The 26,398-nt window shown below is 67.3% G+C and carries 21 protein-coding genes; 4 read left to right on the forward strand and 17 right to left on the reverse strand.

Features of this window, described 5'->3' with window-relative positions; translation table 11 throughout:
• Positions 1–7: 7 nt before the first annotated feature.
• The 4 genes from tssB to H6927_15955 all read left to right on the forward strand — a co-directional run bounded on the left by tssB (position 8) and on the right by H6927_15955 (position 3,199).
• Entirely contained in the window at positions 8–520 is a 513-nt protein-coding gene (gene tssB / locus H6927_15940; GenBank protein MCP5219582.1) for a type VI secretion system contractile sheath small subunit, read from the forward strand.
• A gap of 31 nt (positions 521–551) precedes the next feature.
• A complete protein-coding gene (tssC, locus tag H6927_15945; GenBank protein MCP5219583.1) occupies positions 552–2,045 on the forward strand; it encodes a type VI secretion system contractile sheath large subunit in 1,494 nt (497 codons plus the stop codon).
• Positions 2,046–2,179: 134 nt separating this feature from the next.
• Positions 2,180–2,659, forward strand: coding sequence for a type VI secretion system tube protein Hcp (locus H6927_15950; protein ID MCP5219584.1), 480 nt, complete (start codon positions 2,180–2,182; stop codon positions 2,657–2,659).
• 39 nt (positions 2,660–2,698) lie between these two features.
• Positions 2,699–3,199 (forward strand): peptidoglycan-binding protein, encoded by a 501-nt coding sequence (locus H6927_15955; protein ID MCP5219585.1) that lies wholly within the window; start codon positions 2,699–2,701, stop codon positions 3,197–3,199.
• 136 nt (positions 3,200–3,335) lie between these two features.
• Here H6927_15955 and H6927_15960 read toward each other — a convergent pair whose 3' ends face one another.
• The 17 genes from H6927_15960 to H6927_16040 are packed head-to-tail and all read right to left on the reverse strand — an operon-like array spanning position 3,336 to position 26,378.
• Positions 3,336–4,106 (reverse strand): serine/threonine-protein phosphatase, encoded by a 771-nt coding sequence (locus H6927_15960; GenBank protein MCP5219586.1) that lies wholly within the window; start codon positions 4,104–4,106, stop codon positions 3,336–3,338.
• 42 nt (positions 4,107–4,148) lie between these two features.
• The gene (gene tagH / locus H6927_15965; GenBank protein MCP5219587.1) at positions 4,149–5,810 is read right to left on the reverse strand and encodes a type VI secretion system-associated FHA domain protein TagH; all 1,662 of its coding nucleotides are present in this window, start codon (positions 5,808–5,810) and stop codon (positions 4,149–4,151) included.
• A 24-nt stretch (positions 5,811–5,834) separates the two neighbouring features.
• Positions 5,835–6,233, reverse strand: a complete 399-nt coding sequence (locus H6927_15970; protein ID MCP5219588.1) for a DUF4150 domain-containing protein — start codon at positions 6,231–6,233, stop codon at positions 5,835–5,837.
• An 18-nt stretch (positions 6,234–6,251) separates the two neighbouring features.
• Positions 6,252–6,890 (reverse strand): DUF3540 domain-containing protein, encoded by a 639-nt coding sequence (locus H6927_15975; GenBank protein ID MCP5219589.1) that lies wholly within the window; start codon positions 6,888–6,890, stop codon positions 6,252–6,254.
• Positions 6,891–6,908: 18 nt separating this feature from the next.
• Positions 6,909–7,967, reverse strand: coding sequence for a pentapeptide repeat-containing protein (locus H6927_15980; GenBank protein MCP5219590.1), 1,059 nt, complete (start codon positions 7,965–7,967; stop codon positions 6,909–6,911).
• On the reverse strand, positions 7,964–10,618 hold the full coding sequence (locus H6927_15985; protein ID MCP5219591.1) for a DUF2169 domain-containing protein: 2,655 nt from the start codon (positions 10,616–10,618) through the stop codon (positions 7,964–7,966). Before H6927_15985 ends, H6927_15980 begins: the two co-directional genes overlap by 4 nt.
• 12 nt (positions 10,619–10,630) lie before the next feature.
• Positions 10,631–13,003: a type VI secretion system tip protein VgrG gene (gene tssI / locus H6927_15990; GenBank protein ID MCP5219592.1), complete on the reverse strand. Its 2,373-nt coding sequence runs from the start codon at positions 13,001–13,003 to the stop codon at positions 10,631–10,633.
• 20 nt (positions 13,004–13,023) lie between these two features.
• A complete protein-coding gene (gene tssH / locus H6927_15995; protein MCP5219593.1) occupies positions 13,024–15,762 on the reverse strand; it encodes a type VI secretion system ATPase TssH in 2,739 nt (912 codons plus the stop codon).
• 24 nt (positions 15,763–15,786) lie between these two features.
• The gene (tssG, locus tag H6927_16000) at positions 15,787–16,938 is read right to left on the reverse strand and encodes a type VI secretion system baseplate subunit TssG (GenBank protein MCP5219594.1); all 1,152 of its coding nucleotides are present in this window, start codon (positions 16,936–16,938) and stop codon (positions 15,787–15,789) included.
• Complete coding sequence (tssF, locus tag H6927_16005; protein MCP5219595.1) at positions 16,914–18,836, reverse strand: type VI secretion system baseplate subunit TssF; 1,923 nt, start codon at positions 18,834–18,836, stop codon at positions 16,914–16,916. Before tssF ends, tssG begins: the two co-directional genes overlap by 25 nt.
• Before the next feature lie 22 nt (positions 18,837–18,858).
• Entirely contained in the window at positions 18,859–19,374 is a 516-nt protein-coding gene (gene tssE, locus H6927_16010) for a type VI secretion system baseplate subunit TssE (protein ID MCP5219596.1), read from the reverse strand.
• Positions 19,374–20,213 (reverse strand): tetratricopeptide repeat protein, encoded by an 840-nt coding sequence (locus tag H6927_16015; protein ID MCP5219597.1) that lies wholly within the window; start codon positions 20,211–20,213, stop codon positions 19,374–19,376. Before H6927_16015 ends, tssE begins: the two co-directional genes overlap by 1 nt.
• Entirely contained in the window at positions 20,210–20,776 is a 567-nt protein-coding gene (locus tag H6927_16020) for a hypothetical protein (protein MCP5219598.1), read from the reverse strand. Before H6927_16020 ends, H6927_16015 begins: the two co-directional genes overlap by 4 nt.
• 44 nt (positions 20,777–20,820) lie before the next feature.
• Positions 20,821–22,812 carry a caspase family protein gene (locus tag H6927_16025; GenBank protein MCP5219599.1) on the reverse strand — a complete coding sequence of 664 codons (1,992 nt, stop codon included), beginning with the start codon at positions 22,810–22,812 and terminating at the stop codon, positions 20,821–20,823.
• Positions 22,809–23,933, reverse strand: coding sequence for a hypothetical protein (locus H6927_16030; protein ID MCP5219600.1), 1,125 nt, complete (start codon positions 23,931–23,933; stop codon positions 22,809–22,811). The genes H6927_16025 and H6927_16030 overlap by 4 nt, the downstream gene beginning before the upstream one ends.
• Before the next feature lie 12 nt (positions 23,934–23,945).
• Entirely contained in the window at positions 23,946–24,728 is a 783-nt protein-coding gene (locus tag H6927_16035; GenBank protein ID MCP5219601.1) for a hypothetical protein, read from the reverse strand.
• 51 nt (positions 24,729–24,779) lie between these two features.
• Positions 24,780–26,378, reverse strand: coding sequence for an MltA domain-containing protein (locus H6927_16040; protein MCP5219602.1), 1,599 nt, complete (start codon positions 26,376–26,378; stop codon positions 24,780–24,782).
• Between the last annotated feature and the right edge of the window lie 20 nt (positions 26,379–26,398).

The raw sequence follows: 26,398 nt of genomic DNA on the forward strand, positions 1-26,398 counted from the left end.
TTCCTCCATGGCACAAAGCAGCCAGAAGTTCATTGCCCGCAACCGCGCCCCGCGCGTGCAGATCGAGTACGACGTCGAGTTGTACGGCGCCGAGAAAAAGATCCAGCTGCCCTTCGTGATGGGGGTGATGGCCGATCTTTCCGGCAAGCCCGAAAACCCGCTGCCCGCCGTCGGCGACCGCAAGCTCCTCGAATTCGACATCGACAACTTCGACGCCCGCATGAAGGCCATGAAGCCGCGCACGGCGTTTTCGGTCGAGAACACCCTCACCGGGGAGGGCGATCTGAAGGTGGAACTCACCTTCGAGAGCATGGAGGACTTCTCGCCCGCGGCCGTCGCGCGCAAGGTCGACGCCCTGAACAAGCTGCTGGAAGCGCGCAACCAGCTGTCCAACCTGGTCACCTACATGGACGGCAAGACCGGCGCCGAGGAGCTGCTGGCCAGGGTGCTGGACGACCCGGCCCTGCTGCAGTCCCTGGCGGCGACCGCCAAGCAAGCCGAAGACGGCGGCGCTGCCTGAGACCCCGCACTGACCCGAGGAGAACCCCACCATGGCCGAAGCAACCCAGCAAAGCGCCCTCAAGGACGTCGAATACGCCGGCGGCGACTTTGCCTCGCTGCTGCAAAAAGAGTTCAAGCCGCGCAGCGACGAAGCCAAGAGCGCCGTCGAGCAGGCCGTTCAGACCCTGGCCCAGCAGGCGCTGAGCCAGACCCAGCTCATCGGCAAGGACGTCACGCGCTCGATCCAGGCCATGATCGCCGCCATCGACGCCAAGCTGACCGAGCAGGTCAACAAGATCATCCACCACCCGGATTACCAGCAGCTCGAAAGCGCCTGGCGCGGCCTGGCCTACATGGTCAACAACACCGAGACCGACGAGAACCTGAAGATCCGTGTGATGGACATCTCCAAGAAGGAGTTGGCCAAAAACCTGAAGAAGTTCAAGGGCACGGCCTGGGACCAGAGCCCGGTGTTCAAGAAGATCTACGAACAGGAGTACGGCCAGTTCGGCGGCGAGCCTTTCGGCGCCATCGTGTGCGACTACTACTTCGACCAGACCCCACCCGATGTCGAGCTGCTGGGCGAAATGGCCAAGATCGGTGCGTCGGCGCACGCACCCTTCATCACCGGCGCCAGCCCCAGCCTGATGCAGATGCAAAGCTGGCAGGAACTGGCCAACCCGCGCGACCTGACCAAGATCTTCCTCACGCCCGAATACGCCGCCTGGCGCAGCCTGCGCGAGTCCGACGACTCCAAGTACCTGGGCCTGTGCATGCCGCGCTTTCTGGCGCGCGCACCCTACGGCGCCCACACCAACCCGGTGGAGGAGTTCGACTTCGAGGAAGACACCGCTGGCGCCGACCACTCCAAGTACGCCTGGGCCAACGCCGCCTACGCCATGGCCACCAACATCAACCGCTCGTACAAGCTGTACGGCTGGGGCTCGCGCATCCGCGGCATCGAGTCGGGCGGCGCGGTGGAGAACCTGCCGCTGCACACCTTCCCCAGCGACGATGGCGGCGTCGACCAGAAGTGCCCCACCGAGATCGCCATCAGCGACCGGCGCGAGGCCGAGCTGTCCAAGGCCGGCCTGCTCTCGCTCATCCACCGCAAGAACAGCGACTTCGCCGCCTTCATCGGCGCGCAGTCACTCAACAAGCCCTTCGAGTACGACGACCCCGACGCCACCGCCAACGCCAACCTGGCCGCGCGCCTGCCCTACCTGTTTGCCTGCAACCGCTTCGCGCACTACCTCAAGTGCATCGTGCGCGACAAGATCGGCAGCTTCAAGGAACGCGAAGACATGGAGCGCTGGCTGAACAAGTGGATCATGAATTACGTCGATGGTGACCCGGCCAACTCGTCGGAGATCACCAAATCGCAAAAACCGCTCGCCGCCGCCGAAGTGGTGGTTGAGGAAGTCGAGGGCAACCCTGGCTACTACACCTCCAAGTTCTTCCTGCGGCCGCACTACCAGCTCGAAGGCCTGACGGTTTCGCTGCGCCTGGTTTCCAAGCTGCCCTCCACCAAAGGTGCCGCCTAGGCCGTTTGGCCGATTTGAAGCCCAGGGGTCCCAAACGTCATGCATGCAGGCGGACCCGGCCTTGCGGGTTCGCCCCGCGCACACAACCCCTCAACTCAACCGCCCAGATAACGGGCCCCTGAAGGAGAAAGCAGATGTCATCCGATTTCCACATCAAGCTGGCCGGCGTCGAAGGCGAGTCAAAGCACAAGGATCACAAGGGCGAGATCGAGGTTCAGTCCTGGAGTTGGAGCGTTTCCAACGCGTCCTCCGCAGCCGTCGGCAGCGGCTCGGGCAAGGGCAAGGCCGTGGCCGGCGAGTTCATCTTCACGCACAACTACGACAAGGCATCACCCAACCTGGCCAAGAGCTGCGTGTCCGGCAAGCACTTTGACAGCCTGGTCTTGACCTGCCGCAAATCCGGCGAGGGGCAGCAGGAGTACCTGAAGGTCACCCTCAAGGAGGCCTTCGTCACCTCCGTGCACCCGGGCGGCACCGCCGGCGGCGACGTGGTGGAGGTGGCCAAGCTGAGCTTCAAGGACATCGAGTTCACCTACAAGCCGCAAACCGAGAAAGGCAGCACCGGCGCGGATTCGAAGTTTGGCTGGGACGTGGCTTCGACCGAAACGCGCTGAACGCGCTCCTGCAGGCACACCAACCGAGGAGCCGCAGAAATGGCATTCACAACCACTGCCCGCAGCCAAAGTGAAGGCGTTGTCAACTTCTACAACATCGACTGGCCCGTCGGACGAATTGGCAACAACATCCATGATGATGTCATGCTGGTGCAGGCGCTGTTCAAGATCTTCTACTACGAGATGCTTGGATTCAATGACAACTTCGAGCCTCCTCCCGGTGAATCCGAGGTCATCAAAGTGGACGGTTACGCCGGCCCCGCGACGCTTCGACACATCGTCCACTTTCAAACACAGTGCAAAAAACGCGGTGCTTCCGTGCTGCTGGATGGAATCTTCGACCCATATCGCCAGGAAGGGCAACGAAGCACGATATCAAAAACCTACTACGCACTGGATTTTCTGAACGTTCAGATATGGAATTGCTGCAAGTTGGAGGGTGTCGACTACTACACCGCGCTTCCGAATCGCGAAGACATACCCCTGCTGCTGCGCAACGCACTGAAAACGTGCAAATCCACCGCCGCCGCGTACAGTTGAGGGCATAGTGGCTCAGGGCTGAAAATTCCCGAGTCGGGAAGCTACTCCTTCATCGAGTCGTTCACTACCCCGGCGGCACCTTGTGTTGCGCCGGTTTTTTTGCAAGCAGCAATCTGTGAATTACCGCAGGCTGTGGCTAAGCGTTCAACAGGCGCGTTGTCTGGTTATCGCTGTCATTCGCCCACAGGATCAGGGCCGTGTAGTTGTCATGATTGACCTTGCCCCTGCCATGCACCTGGGCATCGAGCAGCTCAGCCCACTGCCGAGGACCACTGGCCGCGTGCAATGACTCGAGCAAAAGCTGGTCACCCAGCACCTCCCACACGCCATCGGAGCAAAGCAGCAGTACGTCCCCCGTCTGCAGGCGCATGCGGCCGGATACATCGACCTCCAGCGGGTCGCTGACGGAGCCCAGCGCCGACAGCAGCATGTTGCGCTGCGGGTGCAGGCGCGCGCCCTCCTCGTCCAACATGCCACCCGCCACCATCTGCTGCACCAGGCTGTGATCCACGGTGCGAGCGACGATGGCGCCATCGCGAAACAGGTAGGCCCGGCTGTCGCCCGAATGAGCCCACATCAGGGCCTGCTCATGGGTGTCCAGCACCGCGAGCACCGCCGTCGTCCGCATCGCCGCCAACTTGCCTCCTTCAGCCTGCCGGGCGACCACATCCAGGTTGGCCTGCTCCAGCAATTGCTTCAGGAATGTCCCGTCCAGCGACGGAACGCGCGCGTACCCGCCCAGGATGCTGCTGCGCGCCGTACTGGCCGCCACGTCGCCGCCTCCATGCCCGCCAGCCCCATCGGCCACCAGGCACGCCATGAAGCGGCCGTTGCTCCAGTGGCCGTACACGTCCTCGTTGTACTCGCGCCCACCGGGTTTGGAGAGGGTAACGATTTCGAAATTCACGCCCGTGCCCTTGCAAGAATGATCGACGCCACGGCTCGACTCCTATTTGGGGCCGCCACCCTTCAAACGATCGAGTTGCTCTTCATAGGCCTTTAAAAAGGCCTTGCCGAACAGCGCATGAAAGTCGTCCTCGGCCTCGCGGGCGATGTCGTCGTAGAGCCTGACGAACTGGTCCCATAGCCTGGCCTTGCGGTTGGCCGTGAAGATGGCATCCAAGCGGGACTTGGCCGTGATGTTCTGCTCCAGGGCTTCGGGCGCGAACTGCTTGATCACGTGCTCCAGTGCGGCGCGCATGCCCACCATGACGCCAAATTCATGCGCCCGCAGATCCTGGTAGGCGTCGCGCATCGCCGCCTCGGCCGGCATGAAGCCGCGCATTCCCGGCCCCAGCAGATGCGCCAGGGCCACCTCGACGGTGGGCGAGAACTTGAGCGGGTTGTTGGCCTGCGCGGCGATGACGGTGACCTGGGCTCGCACCTCGTGCTTGAACTCCTGCCGGGTGTGCAAGAGCTGCAGGGTCCCTTCGGTCGAGGTCCGCAGCAGCTCGCCCAGGCGCTCCATCAACCCCGGTGTCAGCAGCTCGGGCGTGCTCTGCATGGGGCCCAGGCCCCGCAGCAAGGCGGCCAGCAGCGCGTCGCCTGCGGCCTGTTCGCCTTGCGGCGGCGCATGGACTGCCACGGCTGGCGCGGGCGCTGGTGCCGGCATGGCGGCGGCAGGGTGGGCTTTCGGTTCGGCACGACTGGGCCCGAGCGTTGCCTGGAAGCGGTCGACCGGAGCATCCGGCGGTGCAATGTCAGGCCCGATGACCGCAGGCGTCGAGACCGCCGATGGCGGTGGCGGCGCAGGCACCGGGATCCGAGCCACCGGGGCGACAAAGGCAAACTCATCGACCGGCAGATGATCGCCCCGTGCCGTTTTCCGGGGCGCCACCGGCCGCGCCAGCGCAGCCAGCGGGTCGGCGGCCGAGGCGGTGTTGGGCTGGCTGAGCGGATCGTCCAGCGGCGTCATGGCCAGTGGGTCATGGGCCAGCGGGCCCCCCAGGCCGAACAGCTCATCGATCGACTCGCCCCCTGCCGACGGCGGCGTCACCAGGTCCGAAAAATCGTCCGGGCGCGATGGCGCTGCCGCGGCAGCCGATCGGGCGACTGAGGCGCCAGCAGGTGGAGCCAGCAGATCGGCAAACGGATCGACCGCAGCGGGCGATGGCTCGCCCTCGCTCAAGGGGTCGGGAAACAGCCCGGCAGTCGGATCGGGGTTGGCTGGCCGCGATGGCGGTTCGGCCGGCGGCCCGGCAGGTGGCTCAACCAGGCCATCGAGCAAATGGGAAAAAGGGTCTTCGACGGCAGTGACCGGTTCAGCCGGCGCGGCCATGACGGCGGCTGGCGTGCCTTGTTCCCGCAGCAGCGAAACCAGCAGTTCGAAGCCGCCGACCAACAGGCGGTCGCCTGCGTTCAGGAGTGCCTCGTTGCCGGCGCCGATGGGACGGCCGTTGAGTTGCAACGGGTTGCTGCCACGATCGATGATGGCGTAGGCACCCGCCCGGCAGACGATCTGGGCATGCACCCGCGACACGGTGCGATCGGGGTCGTCGAGCACCAGCTTGTTGGTGTCGGCCCGGCCGATCGTGCCGCCATCCTCGCCGAACTGCGCGCCCGCCGCATCGACGCTGACCCCCTGCCGGGAAACAATGGAAATGTGGAGCACGGCTGCATCCTTTCGAGGCGAGGTTCAAGGCGCCAGCATCAGAATTTTGATCTGGCTGGGAACCAGCCGGCAGCCTGGCGCGTTGGTGCTGTTCTGCAGCGAAACACTGGTCATGCGCGTAGCCGGCAGGCCCTTGAGCAGGACCGTGAAGGCCCCCGTCAGGTGGCGGCTCGGCCCCATGACCGTTCCGGACGCCACGCCGGTGGCCAAACCGACGTTGTCGCCATTGGTCATCGGAATCGTCGTCCCCATGTTGTGCGCGGGCGCGCCGCAAAACAGGATGGTGGGCACATTGGGCACCGCCATGGGGCCGGCTGCGATGTCCGGGTACGGCAATGGCACGGGCACTCCGGGCGGCGACGGGGTCAGGCAGACATCGGGAAATGCGGTGTCCAGGCCGCCGAGTTGGCAATTGGCAAACATGGCTGGATCTCCCGTGAATCAGCCCAGGTGGATCTGATCGCCGTCGGCCTTGAGCAGCTTCTCGGCATTGGCAATGACGGTGTGTGCCTGAAGTTGCAGGGTGTGGTCGGCGCGGTAGTCGATCTGGCGGCTGCGGACCTGGTCAGGCCCATCGACCATGCGCTGGCTCCAGCGCGAAAACTGCAGCACGCGCTCGGCAAACGACTCCAGCAGCTCGGCCGTCAGCTTGACGACCCCAAAGGACCAGGATGCCGTTTGCCCCACGCCGCGCACCTGCTCGACGCTCATGTGAGCACTCTCCCCCTCAACGCTGAGCGTGCGGGCCCGCAGTGCCAGGGTGTCGGCCTGCAAGGTCAACGCGCCGCCCGGACTTTCAAGCACGGCCCCGGCCGGCAGGGACAGCGTGAGCGGCACATCGGCATCGCGCCGCAGGACGGCGGTGACAAAGGCGCCGCCATCGTCCGCGGCCATCCATGCCACCGTGTCACCGGTCGCCGGAAGCACCAGGCAGCTCGCGGCCCGCACCGCCTGCCGCGGCCCTTCAGCCGCGTCCAGGACAAGGCGGCCCTGCTCGGCGTCCACTCGAATCACGATCGCGGTGCCCGATGCCAGCATCGGCCGAGCCGATTCATGCGAGCTGATTTCATGTGCGTTCACAGCGGGGCTCCTCATTCTTCAAGCGGGATCAATCGATGGCTGCCAGCGTTCGGCCGTCAGCAGTTCCGGGTCGGACTCGAGCGCGCGCGCGCGATCCGAGAATTGGGCTTGGCGGTCCGATGCCTGGTGCAGCTTGGTGCGGTACAGGGTGCTGCCGCGCAGGTCGGCGCCGTCCAGGTCGGCGTGCGAAAAATCCGCGTACGTCAGCTCGCAATCACGTAGGCTCGCCTGCTTTAGCTTGGCGCCGGTCCAGTTGCTCTGGTACAGATCGGCGCCATCGAAACGACCCATGGCCGCCCGGGAGCCGCAAAACAGGGCCTGGCGCAGATGGGCGTGCTCGAAGCGCCCCTGCTCGATGTTTGCGTCGACGAACAGCGCCCCGGTGGCCTGCGCACCCGCCAGCACGATGCCCGGGGCCTGGGCCTGCTGGAAGTTGACATGGTTCAGCCGCGCCTGGCTGAAGTCGCAACCGCTCAGGTCGGCGCCAATGAACTGCACGTTGTTCAGCGTACGGCCGGCAAACGACAGGCCGGCCAGCACGCTTTTCGTCATCACCACGGTGTCGAATGCCGCGTCACGAAAATCGGCCTGCCGCAGGTCACACTCCAACAGCACCGTGCGCGTCAACTGGCTGCGCGCAAAACCCAGCTTGCCCGTGCGGCAACTGGCCAGCGTGAGCTTGTCCAGCCTGCTCTCGTCAAACAGCACCTGATCGAGTCGGCAGTCCGCAAGATTGACGAAGTCCAGCGTGCAGCGCACCAGCGCAAGGCCCTTGACCTCGCATTTCATCCAGGCCGCGTTGCGCAGCGCCGTGTCGGACATGGCCACGCGCTCGAGTCGGCATTCAAAAAACAGCACGCCACTGGCAATGCAGCCGCTCAGATCGGCATGCGCGAAGGTGCACCCGATGAACTGCGCATCGGTCAGATCGGCGCCCTGCAGCCTGGCCTGCGTAAAGTCGCAGCGCTCGAACAAGGTGGCCGACAGGTCGCACCGGGAAAAGTCCATGCCCGTCAGCTTGCACTGACGCACCGGTTGCGCCTGCTGTACGGCATGCAGGACCTCGTCGCGTGTCATGGCGCGCGCCCCTTTGGCGCAGGCTCGCGCCACCGCGGATAGGTCCGCATGCGTGGCGTGAGCGCGCCATCAAAGCGCACGCCCGGCGCGACGCGCACGCGAGCGAAATCGCTTTGAAACAGATTGGCCTGGCAATAGTCGGTGCGGTCAAGCAGCGCATGCTGAAAAACCGCATCCATCAGGTTCGCCCCCTCGAAGCTGGTCGATACCAGCCGTGCTCGAACGAAGCGCGCCTGGCGCGCATCGCAACCGGCCAGGCTGGCGCCGCTCAAGTCGCACTCGCTGAAGTCGCAACCGGACAAGCGAGCGGCCCGAAAATCGGCATCGGCGAGCCGGGCGCCGCGAAAGCTCAGGCCTGGCAGCAGGGCAGCGCTGAAATTGCAGCGCTGCAGATCGCACTCCTGGGCAAAGCAGCCCGACTCGATACGCATGTCGGAAAAATCGGCGCCCTGCGCCTTCAGCGTGACAAAAGCGCATTTGTCGAACGCCGAGCCACTGAAATCGACGCCGCTGACATCGCACTCGATGAACGCGGCACGCCGCAGCCGCGCCCGGGCAAAGCTGAAGCCCCGCAGGTCGAGCTGGTGGAAGGTGATCAGGGTGTCGGCACGGGCGCCGGCACAGTCCACGCCCAGCATCCGTGCATCTTCCAGGCGCACGTCATCCAGTTGGGTGTCGCGCCAGCTGACACCGTCCAGTTGCGCCTTGGCAAAAATGGCAGCCCTGAGATCGGCCCCCTCGAAGTCGGACTTGACGATGTGCGCCGCACCCAGGTTGGCGCCGGCAAGCGCGGCGTGCTGCAGCTGGGTCGACAGCAGGTCGGCGTGGGCCAGCACCACGCCGCGCAGGTTGGCGCCGCGCAGGTTGGTGCCGCTCAGGTTGGTGCGCTCCATCAGGGCACCCTCGAAATTGGCGCCCGTCAGATCGAGGCCCGACAGGTCGGCGCCGGTCAAGTCCCAGCGGGCAAAGCCGCCGCCGGCCGCATGATGAGCCGCGACGCGCCGGCGCAGTGCCTGCGCCGCCTCACCGGCCAGCCGATCCACCGGGGGCTGGTAATGCGCCGTCAGGCGGTAGGCCAGAAGCTGCTTGGCCTCGCCCTCGCGCCAGCCGGACTGCAGTGGGCCATCGACGACCATCTGCTCGAGCTCGACCACGCCCGCCTTGCCGGCCTTGCTGCCCTGGCCGGCTGCGATGTGGTCGCGAAAGCTCCCGAGCAGATCGTCGACGAATGGCTTGGGTGGGCCCCGCGTCTGCAGGCCTGCCATTTCGCGCTCGATGGGGCCGAAATCCAGCCCCTGCTTCTGAAACAGCGCCTGGGTCTCACGCAGGCTCTCGGCCTTCTGGCGCTCGGCCTGCTGTCTGGTTTTTTCTGCTTTCGACTCGATGTCCGCGCGCATGCGCAGCAAATCGTCCAGGCTGCGCACCTGGGGTTCCGGCTCCCCCTTGGCGGGCGGGGCATGCGCGTCGGGGTCCAGCCCATGGCTGGCCACCTCGTCACGCGCCCGGGCACGCTCCTGCTCCGCACGCCTTTGCCCGCGCTCCAGCGCCCGGTTCTCGCGCGGAGAAAAGTCAACCAGCGGCACCACCAGGTCGGCCGGCATCAGATCGTCCTCGCGCAGCGCCTCGATGACGCCGTTGTTCTTGTCCAGCCGCTTGTCGCGCACGTGCAGATAGTGCTCGGCCGACCGCGGTTGGCCCAGGCGCTCGATGGCCGCCAGCAAATGCACGACATCGGCGCCGTCGTCCTCGGCGATCTCGTGCATGCCCTGGAAAGCCAGGATCACGCGCTCGGCATCGGGAAAGAACCACAAGGTATTGAGACGGGTCTTGATTTCCTTGAATTTCTCCTGCTGGCCCACGCGCTGCGTGACGAACGCCCGCATGCACAGTCCCGGCAGTTGCCCCTTCAGCTGCGCTTTCGCCGGATGGAGGTGGCGAAACGCGTATGCCTCCGTGCCGGTAAAAGGGGCATCCTGCTGTTGATCGTCCGGCGCCACGTTGAAAAAACGCCAGTCGGTGTCCGCCGCGATGGCCGGAAACTGAGTCTTCAACCATGCGTCGTCATAGGTGCCCTGATGGCACTTGCGCTGAGGCCACAGGGGATCGATGGGGCCCAGTCCGGCTGGTTGCACGCGCTCGCGCGGTGAAGTCACGGGACACCGGGGGTCCTCCACGTTGGGCAGCCAGTGCAGGCGGACTCCCGCTTCGTTGGTCGGCCCAGCACCGCGGCCCAAGGGGTTTTCGGTCACCTCCTGGCCACCAAAGGCGCGCGACCAGGTCAGGGGTATGGACTCGAACGGCTGCGGTTCAGAGGGTGTGGCGCCGTTCCAGAATCGATCGCCATGCACCAGCAGGCGCTTTTGCAGTCGCCCCACCTCGACCTCGACGGCGCAGGCCCGCTGAGCCGGGCCAGGCGGGTATGCAACGCCGGAAACCAGGTACTCGGACCGGCTGCGCGGGATGCATTCGTCAAGCGGAGCCGCCGACTCGGGGCGCGACGCCCACAGCGGCCAAAGCTGCGTTTCGGGAAACACCTCGGGTATTGCACCCATGCCGACGCAAACCAACCCAGTCAGGCCCAGCATGGTCCGATCCCTGAACTCGAACGGACGGGCCAGGACCGAGATGGCAAGCGGCTTGAACACCTTCATGGCTGAGCCTGCCTACAGGAAGATCTTGAGGGTATCCATCTCGATTCCGGTCGCGTTGCTGAGTGCCTCAAGCGCCGCGATTTGCTCGACCTTGAGGGTGCCGGAAATCAGGTTGGCCCCCACTTTTTCAAGTTTGGCACCGATGACGGCGGAGCCGAATCCGGTGGTTTCGACCTTCAGGCCATTGGCTTCGGTGTTGATGGCCGTGCCGTTAAATTGAAAGCCGTACAAAATCGTGTTCTGGCCACCAATCTGACCCAGCGAAAAGTCAATGATCTTGGTGCCCCCCGGCGCAATGACGGTGAACCCCCCCGCAGCCGTAAACGTCGTCGGGCCGCCCGAGGTCACGGTGATGGCCCCTCCCACCGTTTGCGTCAAGGCGGCGCCCACGGTCTGCGTCACTGTTGCGCCCACCGTCTGAGTGAGCGCGGCGCCGATCGTCTCGGTGCGGGCGCTGCCAACCGACAGCGTGTCGCTGGCTGCCACCGTGTGGGTGCGGTTGGCGCCGACCGTCACCGTTTCGCTGGCCCCCACCTGTTCGGTGCGCGAGGCACCGATCGTGATGTCCTCGTTGACGCCGACCGATTCGGTGCGGTTCACGCCAATCGTGATCTTCTCGTTGTTGCCAACGGTTTCGGTGCGGTCGACACCAATCTTGGTGGTCTCGTTGTTGTCCACCTTCTTGCTGCGGTCGTGAGCCACGTGATGGGTTTCATCGTTCTCGACCTCGATGTCGTAATTTTTCTCGGCGTGCAGATAAACCTGCTCGCTTCCCTTCTTGTCCTCGAACCGAAACTCGTTGAAATTGCTGGTGCCGCCCTTGGGCGTGGAGCGCGTCTTGAAGCCGCTTTGCGTGGGCGACTCGTAGGGGATAGGCTGGTCGTCGTTGTAGACGCGGCCCATGATGATGGGGCGGTCCGGATCGCCGTTGAGAAAATCGACGATCACTTCGTGGCCGATGCGGGGCGCGAAGTAGCCGCCCCAGCCCTTGCCCGCCCAGGGCTGCGACACGCGCACCCAGCAGGTGGATTTCTCGTTGCTTTCGTCGTAGCGATCCCAGTGGAAGTGCACCTTGACACGGCCGAACTCATCCACGTGCAACTCTTCACCTTTGGGGCCCACCACGATGGCCGACTGCGGGCCCGGCATGCGTTTGCGCGGCGTCACGCGCGGCGGCCTGAAAGGCACGGACGGCGTGACCAGGCCCAGCACGAAGGATCGCGCGCCGCGCACGCCCACCTTGGGCTCCAGGGCCGATTCGACGATGCCGCGCAGCACGTCCTGGCTGCCATCGCTCACCCCATCGCCGGCCAGCAAGGCATCGAAGGTGCTGGATGCGGCCGGCGCCGCCAGGCCGTCTCCCAGACCTTCGTAGCCCGGGTGACCGATCACGAAGGTGCACGAGGCGATGATGTATTCGCCGTTGCGGCTGGCATCCGGGTCGCCTTGGTACTTGAAGCTGCGCCCTGCGGCCACGTCGGACCACCCGGTCACGGCCCAATGCCGCTCGCGCCGGGACTGCAGTTCGTCGCCACGGCGCCGGCTGATCATGTCGCCGTCGTCGCTGGTGAAGTAGTCCCCCGGAAACTCGAACGCCTCGAAATCGGGCAGCTCGTGCTGGGCCGACACGTCGAGCTTGACGCCCAGATCCTTGCGGATGGTCTTGAAATTGCTGTCGGTGGCTGCCCACTTGCCGGTGTCCAGGCGTTTGCCGGCGATCCAGGTGCTGATCTCGTTGAAGCGCGCCTCGCCGCGGTCGAGCGAAATCCAGTCCAGCGTGCTCTCGGCCGGCAGCTTGTCATGGGCCACGCTGCTGACATCGGCCAGCAGCATGGTGCCGGGTGCGGCGTGCGCGTCGAACCAGTAGTAGATGCCTTCTTCTTCCAGCAGGCGGGAGAGAAAGTCGTGGTCGCTTTCCTCGAACTGCACGCAGTAGCGGTGCGGCTGGTGCGGGTCGATCACGTGGTCGGCGCGGGTCTTCTTGAAGCGCTTGATGGGACTGTCCTCGAACACGGCATCCAGCACGTCCAGCACCGGCTTGTCCTGCAGGATGCGGCTGTTGCGCCGCTTGGTCAGCAGCCAGAACCACGAGCGCAGGGTGATGCGGTACTCGAAGTAGCGCCCCACCTGCCGCACCCGCAGAAAGCGCACGGCATGCCCCTGGCAGTGGCGCTCGTGCCAGCCCTTGGAGCGGTCCTGGAACTTGACGACGACGTCGAAGGCGTAACCCAGAACATCCTTGGCCGCGATGCTCTTGTTCTCCGACAGCACCGTCAGCTCGTAGTGCGCCGACCGCGACAGGCTCTCGTGCCCCAGCACGCTCCAGAACTTGAGATCGGGCACGGCGGGCGCGTCACCCTTGATCTGAAACAATTCATCGGCCATGGCTTGTCATCCACAACGCATCAATCGAAGGCATAGCTGAAGTCGCTGCCCTGCACGTCCAAAGCCACCCGGGCGATCGCGCCGCCGCCGGCCAGGCGCTTCAGGTATTCCACCGAAATGGTGGGCAGAACGGTGTTCGTGAGGATCGCATCGATCACGCGGCCACCCGACTCGGCGTCGTTGCAGCGGGCAACGACCTGCTCGACCACCGCGTCGGTGTAGGTGAAGGGCACGCCGTGGTTGGCCTGCACGCGCTTGGCGATTCGGCCCAGTTGCAGCTGCACGATCTGCTTCATCATCTCGGGCGACAGCGGGTAGTAGGGGATGGTGACCATGCGGCCCAGCAGCGCGGGGGGAAACACCTTCATCAGCGGGCCCTTCAGCGCCTCGGCCAGCGCCTCGGGCGTGGGCATCAGCTCCGGGTCCTTGCACATGCTCATCACCAGCTCGCTGCCCACGTTGGTGGTCAGCAGGATGATGGTGTTGCGAAAGTCGATCATGCGGCCCTCGCCGTCTTCCATGCGGCCCTTGTCGAACACCTGGAAGAAGATCTCGTGCACGTCGGGATGGGCCTTCTCCACCTCGTCGAGCAGCACCACGCTGTAGGGTCGGCGGCGCACCGCCTCGGTCAGGATACCGCCCTCGCCATAGCCCACGTAGCCCGGCGGCGCGCCCTTGAGCGTGGAGACGGTGTGCGCCTCCTGGAACTCGCTCATGTTGATGGTGATGACGTTCTGCTCGCCGCCGTACAGCGCCTCGGCCAGCGCCAGCGCGGTCTCGGTCTTGCCCACGCCCGAGGTGCCGCACAGCATGAACACGCCGATCGGCTTGCCGGGGTTGTCCAGCCGGGCGCGACTGGTCTGGATGCGCCGCGCGATCATCTCCAGCCCATGCTGCTGGCCGATCACGCGCTGGCCCAGCGCGCCCGCCAGCTGCAGGATGGCCTCGACCTCGTTCTTGACCATGCGGCCGACCGGGATGCCCGTCCAGTCGGACACCACCGAGGCCACGGCCTGCGCGTCGACGCTGGGCAGGATCAGCGGCGACTCGCCCTGCAGTGCATGGATGCGCTCCTGCAGCTCTCGCAGCTCGGTCAGCATCTCGGTGCGGTCGGTGGCCGGATTCTGTGAATCATTTTGGCCGCTAGCCCCCGTTGAATCTGCCCCATAAGCTCCTGATTGGATAGCATCCGGCGGATCGACCGGCTGCGCCCCGGCGCGCAGCGCGGCGCGCAGCTCGAGCAGGCGATCGACCAGCGTCTTTTCTTCCTGCCAGCGCGCCTGCAGCGCCGCCAGCTCGGTCTCGGCCTCGGCGCGCAGCGCGCCCACCTGCCCGGCGCGCTGGACCACGTCGATGCCGATGGCCGCCTCGCGGTCGATGATTTCCTGCTCCACGGTGAGCGCCTCGATGCGGCGCTGGCAGTCCTCGACGGCGGGAGGCGTGGCGTGCTGGGACACCGCCACGCGCGCGCAGGCCGTGTCCAGCAGGCTGACAGCCTTGTCGGGCAGCTGGCGCGCCGGGATGTAGCGGTGGCTGAGCTTGACCGCCGCCTCGATCGCCTCGTCGAGCAGCTGCACGCGGTGGTGCTTTTCCAGCACGCTGGCCACCCCGCGCAGCATGCCGATGGCGCGCGCCTCGTCGGGCTCCAGAATCTGCACCACCTGAAAGCGCCGCGTGAGCGCCGGGTCCTTCTCGATGTACTTCTTGTACTCGGCCCAGGTGGTGGCGCCCACCGTGCGCAGGTTGCCGCGCGCCAGCGCCGGCTTGAGCAGGTTGGCCGCGTCGCCCGTGCCGGCGGCGCCACCCGCGCCGATCAGGGTGTGGACCTCGTCGATGAACAGGATGATGGGCGTGGGCGAGGCCTGCACCTCGTCGATCACGCTGCGCAGGCGCTGCTCGAACTCGCCTTTCATGCTGGCGCCGGCCTGCAGCAGGCCGATGTCCAGCGACAGCAGCTTCACGTCCTTGAGCTGCGGCGGCACGTCGCCGCGCGCCAGGCGCAGGGCAAAGCCTTCGACCACCGCCGTCTTGCCCACGCCGGCCTCGCCCGTCAGCAGCGGGTTGTTCTGGCGTCGGCGCATCAGGATGTCGACGATCTGCCGAATCTCGTCGTCGCGGCCGGTCACCGGGTCGATCTCGCCCTTTCTGGCCTTCTCGGTCAGGTCGACCGCGAACTTCTTCAGCGCCTCGCCCTTGCCCATCGCCGCGGGGGCCATGGCGCCGGTCTCGTCACCGACGTCGCCGCTGCCCATGCCGGTGCCGTCCTGCGCGCGCATCCTCGATTCGGCCGAGGCATCGCAGATCTGGGCAAAGTGGTCCGCCAGGTCCTCGACCTTGACCTTCTCGAACTGCTTGCTGATCGAGAGCAGCGGGTTGCGCAGGCTGGCTGTCTTGAGCATGCCCACCACGATGTAGCCGGTGCGCACCTGCGCCTCGCCGAACTGCAGGGTGGCGTAGGTCCAGGCGCGCTCGATGGCGTTCTCGATGTGCGGCGAGAAGTCGCTGATGGCGGTGGCGCCGCGCGGCAGGCGATCGAGCGCCGCCGTCACGTCCTTGGCCAGCACCGAGATGTCCAACCCGTAGTGCTGCACGATGCGCTGCAGGTCGCTCTCGGGGTTCTGCAGCAGCTGCGCCATCCAGTGCTCCAGCTCCACGTAGGGGTTGCCGCGCATCTTGCAGAACACGGTGGCGCCCTCGATGGCCTTGTAGGCCAGCGGGTTCAGCTTGCCGAACAGTGCGGTGCGACTGATTTCACTCATGGATGGACATCCGGTTTCTTGGGTTCAAGACGAAGGGCGGGACGCCGTTTGCAAAAGCGCCGGCGCAGGGCTGCCGGCGGCATGCCCCTCCGCCCGCATGCGCACGTCGGTGGCATCGCGCTGGCGTGGCCGATCGCCCAGCCAGGACACCCAGCCCAGCCGCGGCGCGTTGCCGCGCGACTGGCCCAGGCGAGTGGCCGGCACCTGGTCCTTGCGCAGCACCAGCTCGGCATCCCACTGCAATTCATCGCCCAGCAATTGGCGCATCCAGCAACGCAGGCTCTCCAGTGCGTCGCCATGAGGCAGGAACTTGCGGTAGCTCGCCAGATCCAGCGGGCCCAGCCGCAGACGCACGCGGTGCTGGCGATCCCACACCTGCCGCCCCAGCACGGCCCCGCCCCCCAGGCGCCGCGCCGCCACGGGGCCTGCACCAAGGCTGCCCAGATGGGTGCGCTCCTGCGGCGCGATCGGCAGCCACTGGCCAACCCATGGCTCCAGCCGCGCCCCCACCCCGAAGAAGCAGCCGACGACCTGCTCCACCGATTCGGCGCAATGCACCCGGCGCGCCAGCCAGCCCGAAAAGTGCAGCCGCGCATCGTCGGGGATGGCGTCGCGCCGCTGGCGCGCGGCGCCGCCGATGCCAACGAACGAGCCCACCCAGCGCCGCCACGCATCGCGGCCCGGACGGTCCAGCGCCACAGCGGCGCGCGGCTGGGCCCAGGCACGGTAGAAGTGCAGAGAAAAGCGGTGCGCGAACGAATCCAGGAACGCCAGCCAGGTTTCATCGCCGTGGTTGTGCGCCCGCTCGCGAATCAGGTCGCTCAGATGCATCGGCAAGGGGCCGTTGGGACCGAGGTAGCCAAAGAAATACTGGCGCATGCGCGGCACCGCCAGGCCGCGCGCCGGTGGCTCAAACCCGGACACGCTGGCCGGAGCAAACGACAGCGAGGGATCCTGGCCGATGCGCAGCGCCTCGGCAGTGGGCCGCGGCGCCTCGCCCCAGCGCGGCGCCGGCGCCGCCAGGGCCTCCAGCCGGCGCAGCGCGGCAAAGTAGTCCAACGGCCATGGCTCGGCACTCCAGGCCTGCACCTGCGCCGCCACACGGCTCCGCGCGCCTTCAACATCGGCGTCCCGCCGCTCGGGTGCTTGGGCTACAGGATCGGCCGGGTTCCGCATTGCGGCCTCCAACGCATGATCTCGTTGCCACCGGTACCAACCAGCACCGTCTCGACGAAGTGATTCACCTCCACGTGGCGCGCCAGGTACTGGGCCAGGACCGCGCCGAACAAAAAGACGCTGTGGCCGTGAAACGCCCTCGGGTCCACGGTGAGCGTGACCTCCAGTCCACGTCCGAACGCGATGGGGCCCGCCACGGGCAAACGCCGCGTCACCGGGCGCGCCACCACCGACAGCAGCCCCTGCACCTGCCCCCGGCGCGACTCGTCGGCCTGCCCCGCGTACAGCTGCAGCATTTCGCGCAGCGCCGCCGCGCCCTCCTGGGCGTTGCTGTCGGCCAGCGAGAGGTAATTCAGCGCCAGATGGTCCACCACCCGCCAGCCCAGACCGTCGCTCACCACGGGGGAGAAGGGGCGCGATGGCCCGCTCAGGATGCGCACCTCGCTCAAGCCGAAGGCATCCACGCATTCCAGCGTGTCGCTGCCCGCCGTCACCATCAGCGGGAGATCGCGGTTGGTGCACAAGGCCTGCACCGAAAGCTGGCGCAGCGTGCCGGCATACGGCGCCTGATCGGCATCCACCAATTGCAGGTACAGCTCGGAGCCGATGTGGCTGCTTCGGTGCCCCTGGCTGCGCTGGCGCACGGAAGGCAGGCGCGGCTCGCGGCTGGTGGCGTAGTAGGCCGGGTGCTGCTGGCGGCTGCCATGAAATGCCGCATAGAACGGCAGGAAAACCTGGGTGTGCCCGCCAGGCTCGTCGTTCACGGAACCAGCCTGCGCGCGAGCGGCCCCGTGCCCGATCACCTCGGTCACGCTGTGCACCTCGAAGTCCTGCGGACGGGTGCGGTCTGCAAGCAAGTGAAATTCGGTCACCTGCTCCGTCACCACGACACGGTCGAGCCGCTTGGGAAACAGATTGACCGCCGGCACGCAATGCAGGCGAACATGCTCGGAGGTGACCAGGCTTTCCAGCTCCGGGCGCGCACGCGAGAACAGCAGCACCAACTCCAGCACGTCGCCCGGCGCACGGGCCACGGCCTGGCCCAGGCCGGTGACGCGGACGAACTGAAAACGCGGCGCGAACGCAAAATACTCCTGCACCAGCCGATGGCCGGAAAAGCCCGTTGCCGTTGGCGGCAGCATGGCTTCATCGGCGGCAAAACCGACCGGACCCATCGCGTCCGCCCCCTGCACGCCCAGGAGTTGAACCGCAGCGCCAACCGCTCCCTCCGCCGGCGGCGCGCAAATCAGCACCCCGACCGGATCGGCCAGCGCGCATTCCAGCAGCGGCCAGGCCACGTCATCGCCAGCCCCCCCGAGGAACAGCACCAGTTCGTCGAGCGCCATCTGGTTGAATGGCAGCCCGCCCTGCGTGCGCAGCGTCAGGCGCAGACCCCCTCGCACCGCGCGCGCGCCGGGATGGCGCGCCAACGGCAGGTCGGGGGCATGGCTGAAGCAGCGCGCCTGCGTCAGCTCGATCGGCCAGATGCGCACGTCCTGCGCCGTGCGGAACTCGCAGTGCGTGTTCTGCCCCAGCGCGCGGCGCAGCCGCAAGGCACTGCCACGGGGCAGGACGGGACCGCTGGCCAGGGCGGTGTCGTCCCGTTTTGGGGCGCATTCGGCGACCAGCATGGCCGGGGTCGGCGCCATGAAGTGCGGATAGACGATGTCCAGCAGCTGGGCGGCAAACCGGGGGTACTCGGCGTTGAGCTTGAGCATCACCCGCGCCGACAGGAAGGCGCTGGCTTCGATCAGGCGTTCGACGTAGGGATCGGCCACCTCCGGGCCGTCCAGGCCCAGGCGGCGGGCGATCTTGGGGTAGGCGCGCGCGAACTCGCCACTGCTCTCACGAAAATAGCGCAGTTCGTGTTCGTAGAGATCCAGCAGGCGCGGGTCCATGCCAAGGCCCTGCGGTGCGCGCTCAGCCGCGCCCGCCCGATCCGCTCTCGAGCTCGATGCGCCCTTCGCCCAGATCGATCCGGCTGCGCATCAGGAACTCCAGCGGCACCGGTTGCGCCCACAAGGTGCCGCGAATCTGGAGACCGACGCAGTTGTGTGATTCGAGGGCCGGGCCTTCCATGACGAGTTCCACCTCCAGCGTTTGGGACAGGATGCGCGGCTCAAACTGCACGATGGCTTGCTTGAGCGCTTGTTCCATGCTGACACGCTGGATCGAGGACGTGAACTGGCCAGACAGCATAGGCAATCCGTAGTTGAGGACCGAGCGCGCGGCGTGGGGATGGCGCGGGTCGTCGAAGGCCAGGCCGTGGCCGGTGGCATTGAGCAGCCAGCCCAGGTCGCGCAGCACCGCCTGGCGCAGGGCGGCACGGGTCAACGTTCGCTTGTCGTCGCTTTCGATCGAATGATCGGGTTCTTCGTCGATCAAGCGGTCGAACAGCGAGGGCTGCAGGCGCTCCTGGGCCAGGGCGTCGTTCATCACGCGGGCTCCTGCGCCGCGCCGGGCTCGTTCCATGCGATGTCGCGCACATCCATCAATGCATGATCCCCCGCGTCGGTGGCGAACACCCGCTGGCCCAGGCCATGCCACACCCCCGGCGCAGGCTCCATCCACTCGGTGCGGCGGGCCAGGGCCAGCGCGCCGTCGGCGCTGCGCTCACTGCCGGGGTAGCGGGTGGGGATGAGCGCCAGCACCTCGCCGCTCGGCCGCAGGTCCAGGTGCGCCGGCATCCACACCGCATCGCGCAAGTCCTCCGGCGGATCGATCCGCACGCGAGCCATCCGCTCAAAAGGCACCCAGTAGTAGCGGCCATGGACAAACGCCTCCAGAACCGGCCCCAAGCGCATGTCGGCGTCCGCCAGCCAGGTGAATGCATGGGATGCCTGGCCGTCCTGCAGGTTTCCCGAAAGCGCGGGTGCCGCCTCGAAGGCACGCTGGCGCAAGACATCGGCGCCAGTCCAGTCGCCGCTGCTGCCGACGCGCAGGGACTCCGCCAGCAGCGCGAGCCAAGCGGGCGGCTCGCCAAGCACCAGCGGCGTGCGCCGACCGGCGAACACCTCGGCGCGCAAGGCCTCGCAACGGATGGCATCGCCATACACCTGCTTCATCGGCACCGCCAGGGCATCCTGCTCGGCCGCGACGTCCAGTTGGGTGAGGGCACGTTGCCACTGGCCCAGCACGCACAGCAACTGCGCCATGAACACGCGCAGACGGCTGTCGCCCGGTCGCGCACGAATGTCCTGCGTCAAGGCCGCGAGAGCGTCGGCCGGGCGTCCCTGCTGCACCAGGTCGGCGGCGATGGAAGGTGGCGCATTCATAATTCGATGGCCTCGAAACTGCAGGTGCGCAGCCCGCCACGTATGCCGCTCGACTGTTGCGGCGCGCTGCGGACTTCGAACTTGCGACCGGAAAAACCCAGCACCTCCGACGGCCCGCCCAGCCCCGTGCTGGTCAGCATGCAATGCGTGACCAGGCGGGCCTTGTCGATGTCGATCTCCAGCATGGGCTCGACATCGCTGCCACCGCCCGCCTTGTAGACCCCCAGGATGACGTGGACCTTGTCGGAGCGCCTGATCAGGGCACTCATCAGCGACGCAGTGGCAACGTCCGAGCGACGCAGCACATAGAGCGTATAGGGCGCGCGGCCCGCTCCGCCCCCACCGCTGCGTTGCGCCACGCCCCACAGATAACCGTCGACCTCCATGCGGGGTTTGCCGTCCGAAAACTTGCGTGGCAAGTCGCTGGCCACCGGACTGCCATCCACTTCGACGGCCATCATCAGGTCGAATTCGGTTCTGCTGGCCGACAGCTTGAGCATGGCCACCAACTGCTCGATGCCGAGGACGCCGTCGCCTTCCATGAACGTTGCACTCGTGGGCATGGTGTGAAATCCTCCAGTGAACGAATGATGAACCAGGGCACGCCCTACCAGCGCGCCATGACGACATAGGCCATATCGCCGGTCGCGAGCGCGGCGCTGCGCAACCTGACGTCGGGCAGCACGTCGTCGGACGCGGGCGAAAAGCCGTACAGCCGCACCGGGCTGCGCGGCCGCACCGGCGTGGCGATCACCAGCAGGGCGCCACCCGGGGCGAGCAGTGGGGGCGGCAGCGCGAAGCGCTTGCGTGCCGGAGCCTGTGCGTCACCGCGCTCGAAGCGGTTGGTCTCGCCCAGGGTGGCCGGAAAAATCGGGATCAGCCGCCGCCCGGCCGTGACGCCGACGACCAGCAAATCGACCGAGGCGCCGCTGCCGTTCTCGATTTCGATCGAGGATTGGCCCGAAGGCTCGGCAGGCCGTGGACTGAGCGGTTCCTGCTTCCAGGCACCGTCGGCGCCGGGTCCGGAGATCAGGCTGGCGCGAAAGCCCGCCAGCGGCCTGGGCTTCTCCCATTGCGCAAGGTCGGCCACGCTCTGCAACCATCGAAAGCTGGCTTGGTCGGCCAGAAAGCGGCGTAAAGCCGCTGCGTCTGCCACGGCACGGCCGACCCCAGCCTTGGGCGACTCGACCCAAAAGCCCGAATCCCGCGCCGAGACCTGCCAATCGGCTTCACCGGCGGCAATCATGCGAATCGAAGCCGGGTAGGTCAAACTCAGGCCACGCAAGGCGCGCTGAGCGCGCCCGGCTTCGGCGCGGACACGCAAGGCCAGCTCGACCGGCGCCTCGAATGCACAGGCTTGCCACCCCGATGCCGCGGGCACGCTGCCCATGGCGTCGCTCAAGGCGACCTGGGCCTCCCCCAGAGCGACCGAGCCGGCCCGGGCTTCGAACTCCCGCCTCTGGCCGCTCGGCAGCCGCGCGGTCACATGCAGCCTCTGGCCGGGAGCCAGTCCATCCAGGCGCCCCGCCGCCACGCGCAGCATGTCGCCATCGCGCCGAGCGGGCCATACCGGCAACGTGGACGCGACAACGCCTTGATCATCGAACAGCCGCGCATCCAACGCCCCCTCCATCACGGGCGATGGCAGCTCCCGATCGGGATAGCGCTGGGCCAGTTCGTCCGTGATCGGCCCATACAGCCCCAGCACGTCGATGAACAGATCGCGCCACGTCGCGGGCCTGTGCGCCAGCGCCTCGGTGATCGCCCAGGTCAGCAACCCATGCGGCGCCGCATCGGGCCGCCCGCGCGGCAAACGCAATTCGGGCGTCAGCTGATGGCTTTCGGCGGCAAACAGCGCGACGTACCGTGCCGGCGGCACCATGCTGGCCTCCGATGGAATGGCGGTGGGTTGGCTCAGGCTGGCCTGCAACAAGCGGCGAAACGCCGCATCCATGTCGGACCAGCTCAGGCCGCGAAAGCGCACGTCGTCATCGGCTTCTGGAAAAACCGGTCTTGGCGGCTGCGCGGGACCGCCGCGCGTCATGGAGGTCGCCGAGCACGTGTCGAATACCGCCCACACAAACGCGCCCTTGGCCAAAATGGCCTGGATCCACCCACCCATCTCCGCGTCCCGCAGCGCACCATCGCGCGCCATGAACACCTCCGTCAGGCCATCGGGTTCGTCGTAGCTCTTGGCCGCGCCATGCAGGCGCACGCCATGGCCCGAGAAATAAAGCAGGACCAACTCCCCAGGCTGCGCCTGCGCCACCAGCTGGGCCAGCGCCGCACGGATCGCCTCCAGCCGGGGCCATTCGGCGCCGGCAACGCCGTCGGCCAGAACCTGGACACCCTGGGCCGGCCAGCCCTGCGCCGCCAGGGTCTGGCGCATCAGCTGCACGTCATGCCGAGGCGCCCGCAACCAGCTTGATTCCGGCTGGCCAGGCAGTTCCGACACGCCGACCAGCAGGGCCCGCCGCGCCGGCTGAGCCTGTGCGCCCAGGCACAGCCACAGGCACACCAGCAAGAGCAGCCAGCGCACCCCATCGCCGCATGGCCAGGGCACGCCGGCCCGAGTGCGCTTGGGCAGACCCATCGTCATGGGCTGACCACCTCGGCCACCAGGGGCGAAGCCAGCATGGCACGCTGGGCAACGGCCGCATCCGGCACACGAACCTGCCAGCGGCCCGCGGCATTGGGCCCGCCGACGATCTCGCCACCGAAGCTGTGCAGCAGAACCGCGATGTCGCCGGCGTCGGCCGCATCGCGCCAGCGCACGCTCAGCTCGGCGCGCGCCTGGGGCGCCGGGATGGACCGAAAACGCACGTCATCGTCCCCCCCGGCCCGGGAAACCGGCGGTGTGTCGTACAGGCCCTGCACCGTCAGCCCCAGGACGACGGCGCAGGCGCCGGCCAGCGCGATGCGGCTCGGCGCGCCACCGGCCAGAGCGCTCTTCAGCCAGCGCCTGATTCGATGTCCAGGTGGCTCCACCGCCATCGTCGGCGCGGCCTTCCGGGCCGGCCTGGCGACGGTCAGGCGCTCACCGACCGCACGATACGCGGCACGGTATTCGATGCGAGGATCGCCCTCGCTCAAGGACGTTCCGGTCAAAACCGTGAAACCACCGACCGTGCGCAGACCGATCCAGCCCGGTTGCGCGTCCGCTACCGCACCGGGGTCTGAAGCACCGCCGAGGAACTCGGCGTGCACCGCACGCACCGCCGCCAGCCGAGCTGCCGTCAGCCGCCCCAGCCGTGGCGCCGACACTTCCTGCACCCAGACCGGATGCCAGGCCTGCACGACGCCGACGGCCGGATCGAAAGGCTCATCCTGCGGCTCCAGAACAAGATCGTGGGCTCCTGCCCAGTCCACTTCGGCGCAAGTCAGCCACCCTCGCCATACCGTGCCTTGGGGCGCCGTGGCGCTGCCATCCGGTTCATCCAGCAACACCCCCACCGTCACGCCCTTGCCGGCGGGTACGGCCACGATGTCACCCGAGGTCCAGCGCTCTGCCGTTGGCAGGGCGGCCGCGGCGGCACGGCGCTCCACCAGCAGCCGCAGCGTGTCGGGCAAGTCCCCGTCGACAGGTGCGCACACCGTCCCGGGGTCTGGCGCTGCGCCAGCCGATCGTGCACCCGCCTCCGTGTCATCAGGGCGATCGGGCACGACCTGGAGCACACGACGGATTTCATCGAGGGGCGGCCAAAGCGTCACGTAGGTCATGGGTGCTACTCCCTAAACCCAAGACGCCTCGGCGGCGAGAATTTGAAACACCTGACCGATCGCGGATCGATTTTCGGACACGATCGGTATCTTCAAGGTCTGTTCGATCCACGCGCCCAGCCGCGTGCGGCCATAGTCGGCCGGCAAGGCCGCGCGGCGATGCACCAGGCCGAGCCGGCCGGCACGATAGTGGTACGAGGCAATGGCATGGCGGGTGGCCACCCCGGCCAGCCCACCGGGCCGCTCCTGTCCGAACCCCTCGCTCAACAACAACCGCTCCGCCGCGGGCAGCTCGCGGATGAAGCGACGCGCCGCCAAGGCCACGGCAGCCTCGGTCAGGCCATGCTCGGCCAATGCGGCCAACCCGTCCTCCGCGCCGCTGGCCTCGACCTGCGCAGCCAGCAGGGCATCGTCCAGCGCATCGCTCTCCCCCAGGGGTACCCTGCGCCGATGCGCGACGGCGCGCGTGCAATCGATGAGGTAGCGCCGAAAGTAGGCGCACAGGGCAAACGCGCTGGACGGCGCGCTGTGCCCGCCGCGGGCCGACCTGGCTTCGGGCTCGCCGCCGTCCGCGCTGCCCGTCGGCCCCAGGCGCAACACCTTCAGGTAGATGAATTGGGCCACCAGCTCCTGCCGGGATTCGCCGAGGGCGCTCAGCTCGGGCGGCGTGCAGCCGGCCAGGGCGCGCTGCACCAGACGGTAGCCGAGCGCCATGTCGTCGGGTGTCAGCCGCTGGCGCCGGCACCACAGACGCGCCAGTACCGCGCTGTCGTCGGTGGACAGGGTGTCCAGCATGCTTGTTGGCCCGTCGAGGCGGACATCACGACGATCGACTGCCGATCGCCGTCATGGAGCCGAATCGCCGCCGCCTTCGACACAGGTGTCGTCATCGGCAACCAGACAGTTGGCCAGGTCGACGCTGGCGCCGCGCGTGCGCGGTCCGCTGCCGGGTGCGACGGCCGCCACCGTCATGCCGCGCGGCAGCAGCACCCACATCTGTCCGCGCTGCTTCATGCGGCGGGCCGAATCGGCCGCATCGGAGCCAAAGCCGAAGAAATAGTCCGCCCGGACCGCGCCACGAATGGCGCCGCCGGTATCCTGCGCCAGGGTCAGGCGCTGAATGGGCGCGCCGCTGGCCGGGTCGCGCGTCGACACGAAGACCGGGTAACCCAGCGGGGTGCTGCGCGGGTCGACCGCGATCGAGCGTCCGGCGGTCAGGGGCACGCCGAGCGCGCCCACCACCCCGGTCACGCTCGCGGGCTCTTCCTTGAAAAACACGTAGCTGGGATCGGTGTTGCCCGTCCCCGCGACCACGCCCGCCGGCAGCTTGTGCCCCGGCACGGCCATCGGACCGCTGCGCGCGGGGTGCACCAGTGCGAAACCACGCGTGAGAACGCCTTGCGTCACGTCCTGCGGATCATCGTCTTCATCCAGCTGAAGTTCGACGAACGCGCCCCGCACGCGGACACCCTTGGACTTGCCATTGGACGCATGCGCCAGCATCGGGCGGAAGGGGTGGCCGTTCTGTTCGGCGTAGGCGATGCGAATCATCTCGCCATCCGGCAGGCGGATGCGGCCCGAGCCCTGGACCTGCAGTTCGTACAGCGCATTGGCGTCGCGCACGAAGGCCAGCACCGCCGCGTTGGGCGCGCCACGCGCCTCGATCTCCTGCCGCGTGTAGTACGGCACCAGTCGGCGCCCGTCGATGCGCAGGCGCGCCCGTCGATCGATCGTGCTGGCCTCGACATCGGAAAGATCCAGCGCGTAGAGGTTGCGCGCATTCATGTCGCGCGTGGACAGCCCCTTCTGGATCTCGACCTCCCTGCCCTCCACCCGCGCGGCCACGGTGCCTTTGCTGCCCTTGGGAAGGGTCCGCGTATCCAGCATCACCATGTCGGTCGGGGTGGCGTAGACCGGGTACACGAACGGCGGCGCATAGCGCCGGCTGCCCGGCACCTCGGGCTCGAAGTAGCCCGTGACCACGCCTTCGGTACGGCGATCGTCATCCCGGATCTGGTAGACGCTGAATTCATGCTCGTAGAAGCCACGGATGGCCGCTTCGCTCTTGCCATCGACCTGCCGCGCACGCGCGCACAGTTCCTTCCACTCGGTCTTGCGGCGCGCCAGCGATTGGCAGCTGCCCAGAAACGCCGGCCAGCCGGCAATGAAGTCGTCGCGCCCCCAGCCCGGCAAGGCATCGAAGCTGGCGGCCGTGTAGGTGGCCAGGCGGGTGGAGAAACTGCGTGCCCGTCCCGCCACGCTGCCGCCTTCGAGTGCCGGTGGCGGCACGACAGCGGGTGCCGGCTCGGGCACGGGCGCGGGCACGGGCGCGGGCGTGACGGCTGGCGGCGCTGCCATGGGTGCCGGCGTCGGAGCCATCAGCTGCGACAGGGGCGCGCAGGCCGTGCCGGCCAGCAACACGGCCAACGCCGGCAAGGACCGCATCAGGGACCGGGGAGGATGCG

It is taken from the genome of Burkholderiaceae bacterium, from assembly GCA_024235995.1.
GTDB lineage: Bacteria > Pseudomonadota > Gammaproteobacteria > Burkholderiales > Burkholderiaceae_C > Ottowia.

What these genes read in the sequence shown, in the direction of transcription:
- tssB (MCP5219582.1), top strand. Translation starts at nt 8, where the DNA reads ATGGCACAAAGCAGCCAGAAGTTCATTGCCCGCAACCGCGCCCCGCGC.
- tssC (MCP5219583.1), top strand. Translation starts at nt 552, where the DNA reads ATGGCCGAAGCAACCCAGCAAAGCGCCCTCAAGGACGTCGAATACGCC.
- H6927_15950 (MCP5219584.1), top strand. Translation starts at nt 2,180, where the DNA reads ATGTCATCCGATTTCCACATCAAGCTGGCCGGCGTCGAAGGCGAGTCA.
- H6927_15955 (MCP5219585.1), top strand. Translation starts at nt 2,699, where the DNA reads ATGGCATTCACAACCACTGCCCGCAGCCAAAGTGAAGGCGTTGTCAAC.
- H6927_15970 (MCP5219588.1), bottom strand. Translation starts at nt 6,233, where the DNA reads ATGTTTGCCAATTGCCAACTCGGCGGCCTGGACACCGCATTTCCCGAT.
- H6927_15980 (MCP5219590.1), bottom strand. Translation starts at nt 7,967, where the DNA reads ATGACACGCGACGAGGTCCTGCATGCCGTACAGCAGGCGCAACCGGTG.
- H6927_15985 (MCP5219591.1), bottom strand. Translation starts at nt 10,618, where the DNA reads ATGAAGGTGTTCAAGCCGCTTGCCATCTCGGTCCTGGCCCGTCCGTTC.
- tssI (MCP5219592.1), bottom strand. Translation starts at nt 13,003, where the DNA reads ATGGCCGATGAATTGTTTCAGATCAAGGGTGACGCGCCCGCCGTGCCC.
- tssH (MCP5219593.1), bottom strand. Translation starts at nt 15,762, where the DNA reads ATGAGTGAAATCAGTCGCACCGCACTGTTCGGCAAGCTGAACCCGCTG.
- tssG (MCP5219594.1), bottom strand. Translation starts at nt 16,938, where the DNA reads ATGCGGAACCCGGCCGATCCTGTAGCCCAAGCACCCGAGCGGCGGGAC.
- tssF (MCP5219595.1), bottom strand. Translation starts at nt 18,836, where the DNA reads ATGGACCCGCGCCTGCTGGATCTCTACGAACACGAACTGCGCTATTTT.
- tssE (MCP5219596.1), bottom strand. Translation starts at nt 19,374, where the DNA reads ATGAACGACGCCCTGGCCCAGGAGCGCCTGCAGCCCTCGCTGTTCGAC.
- H6927_16015 (MCP5219597.1), bottom strand. Translation starts at nt 20,213, where the DNA reads ATGAATGCGCCACCTTCCATCGCCGCCGACCTGGTGCAGCAGGGACGC.
- H6927_16020 (MCP5219598.1), bottom strand. Translation starts at nt 20,776, where the DNA reads ATGCCCACGAGTGCAACGTTCATGGAAGGCGACGGCGTCCTCGGCATC.
- H6927_16025 (MCP5219599.1), bottom strand. Translation starts at nt 22,812, where the DNA reads ATGACGATGGGTCTGCCCAAGCGCACTCGGGCCGGCGTGCCCTGGCCA.
- H6927_16030 (MCP5219600.1), bottom strand. Translation starts at nt 23,933, where the DNA reads ATGACCTACGTGACGCTTTGGCCGCCCCTCGATGAAATCCGTCGTGTG.
- H6927_16035 (MCP5219601.1), bottom strand. Translation starts at nt 24,728, where the DNA reads ATGCTGGACACCCTGTCCACCGACGACAGCGCGGTACTGGCGCGTCTG.
- H6927_16040 (MCP5219602.1), bottom strand. Translation starts at nt 26,378, where the DNA reads ATGCGGTCCTTGCCGGCGTTGGCCGTGTTGCTGGCCGGCACGGCCTGC.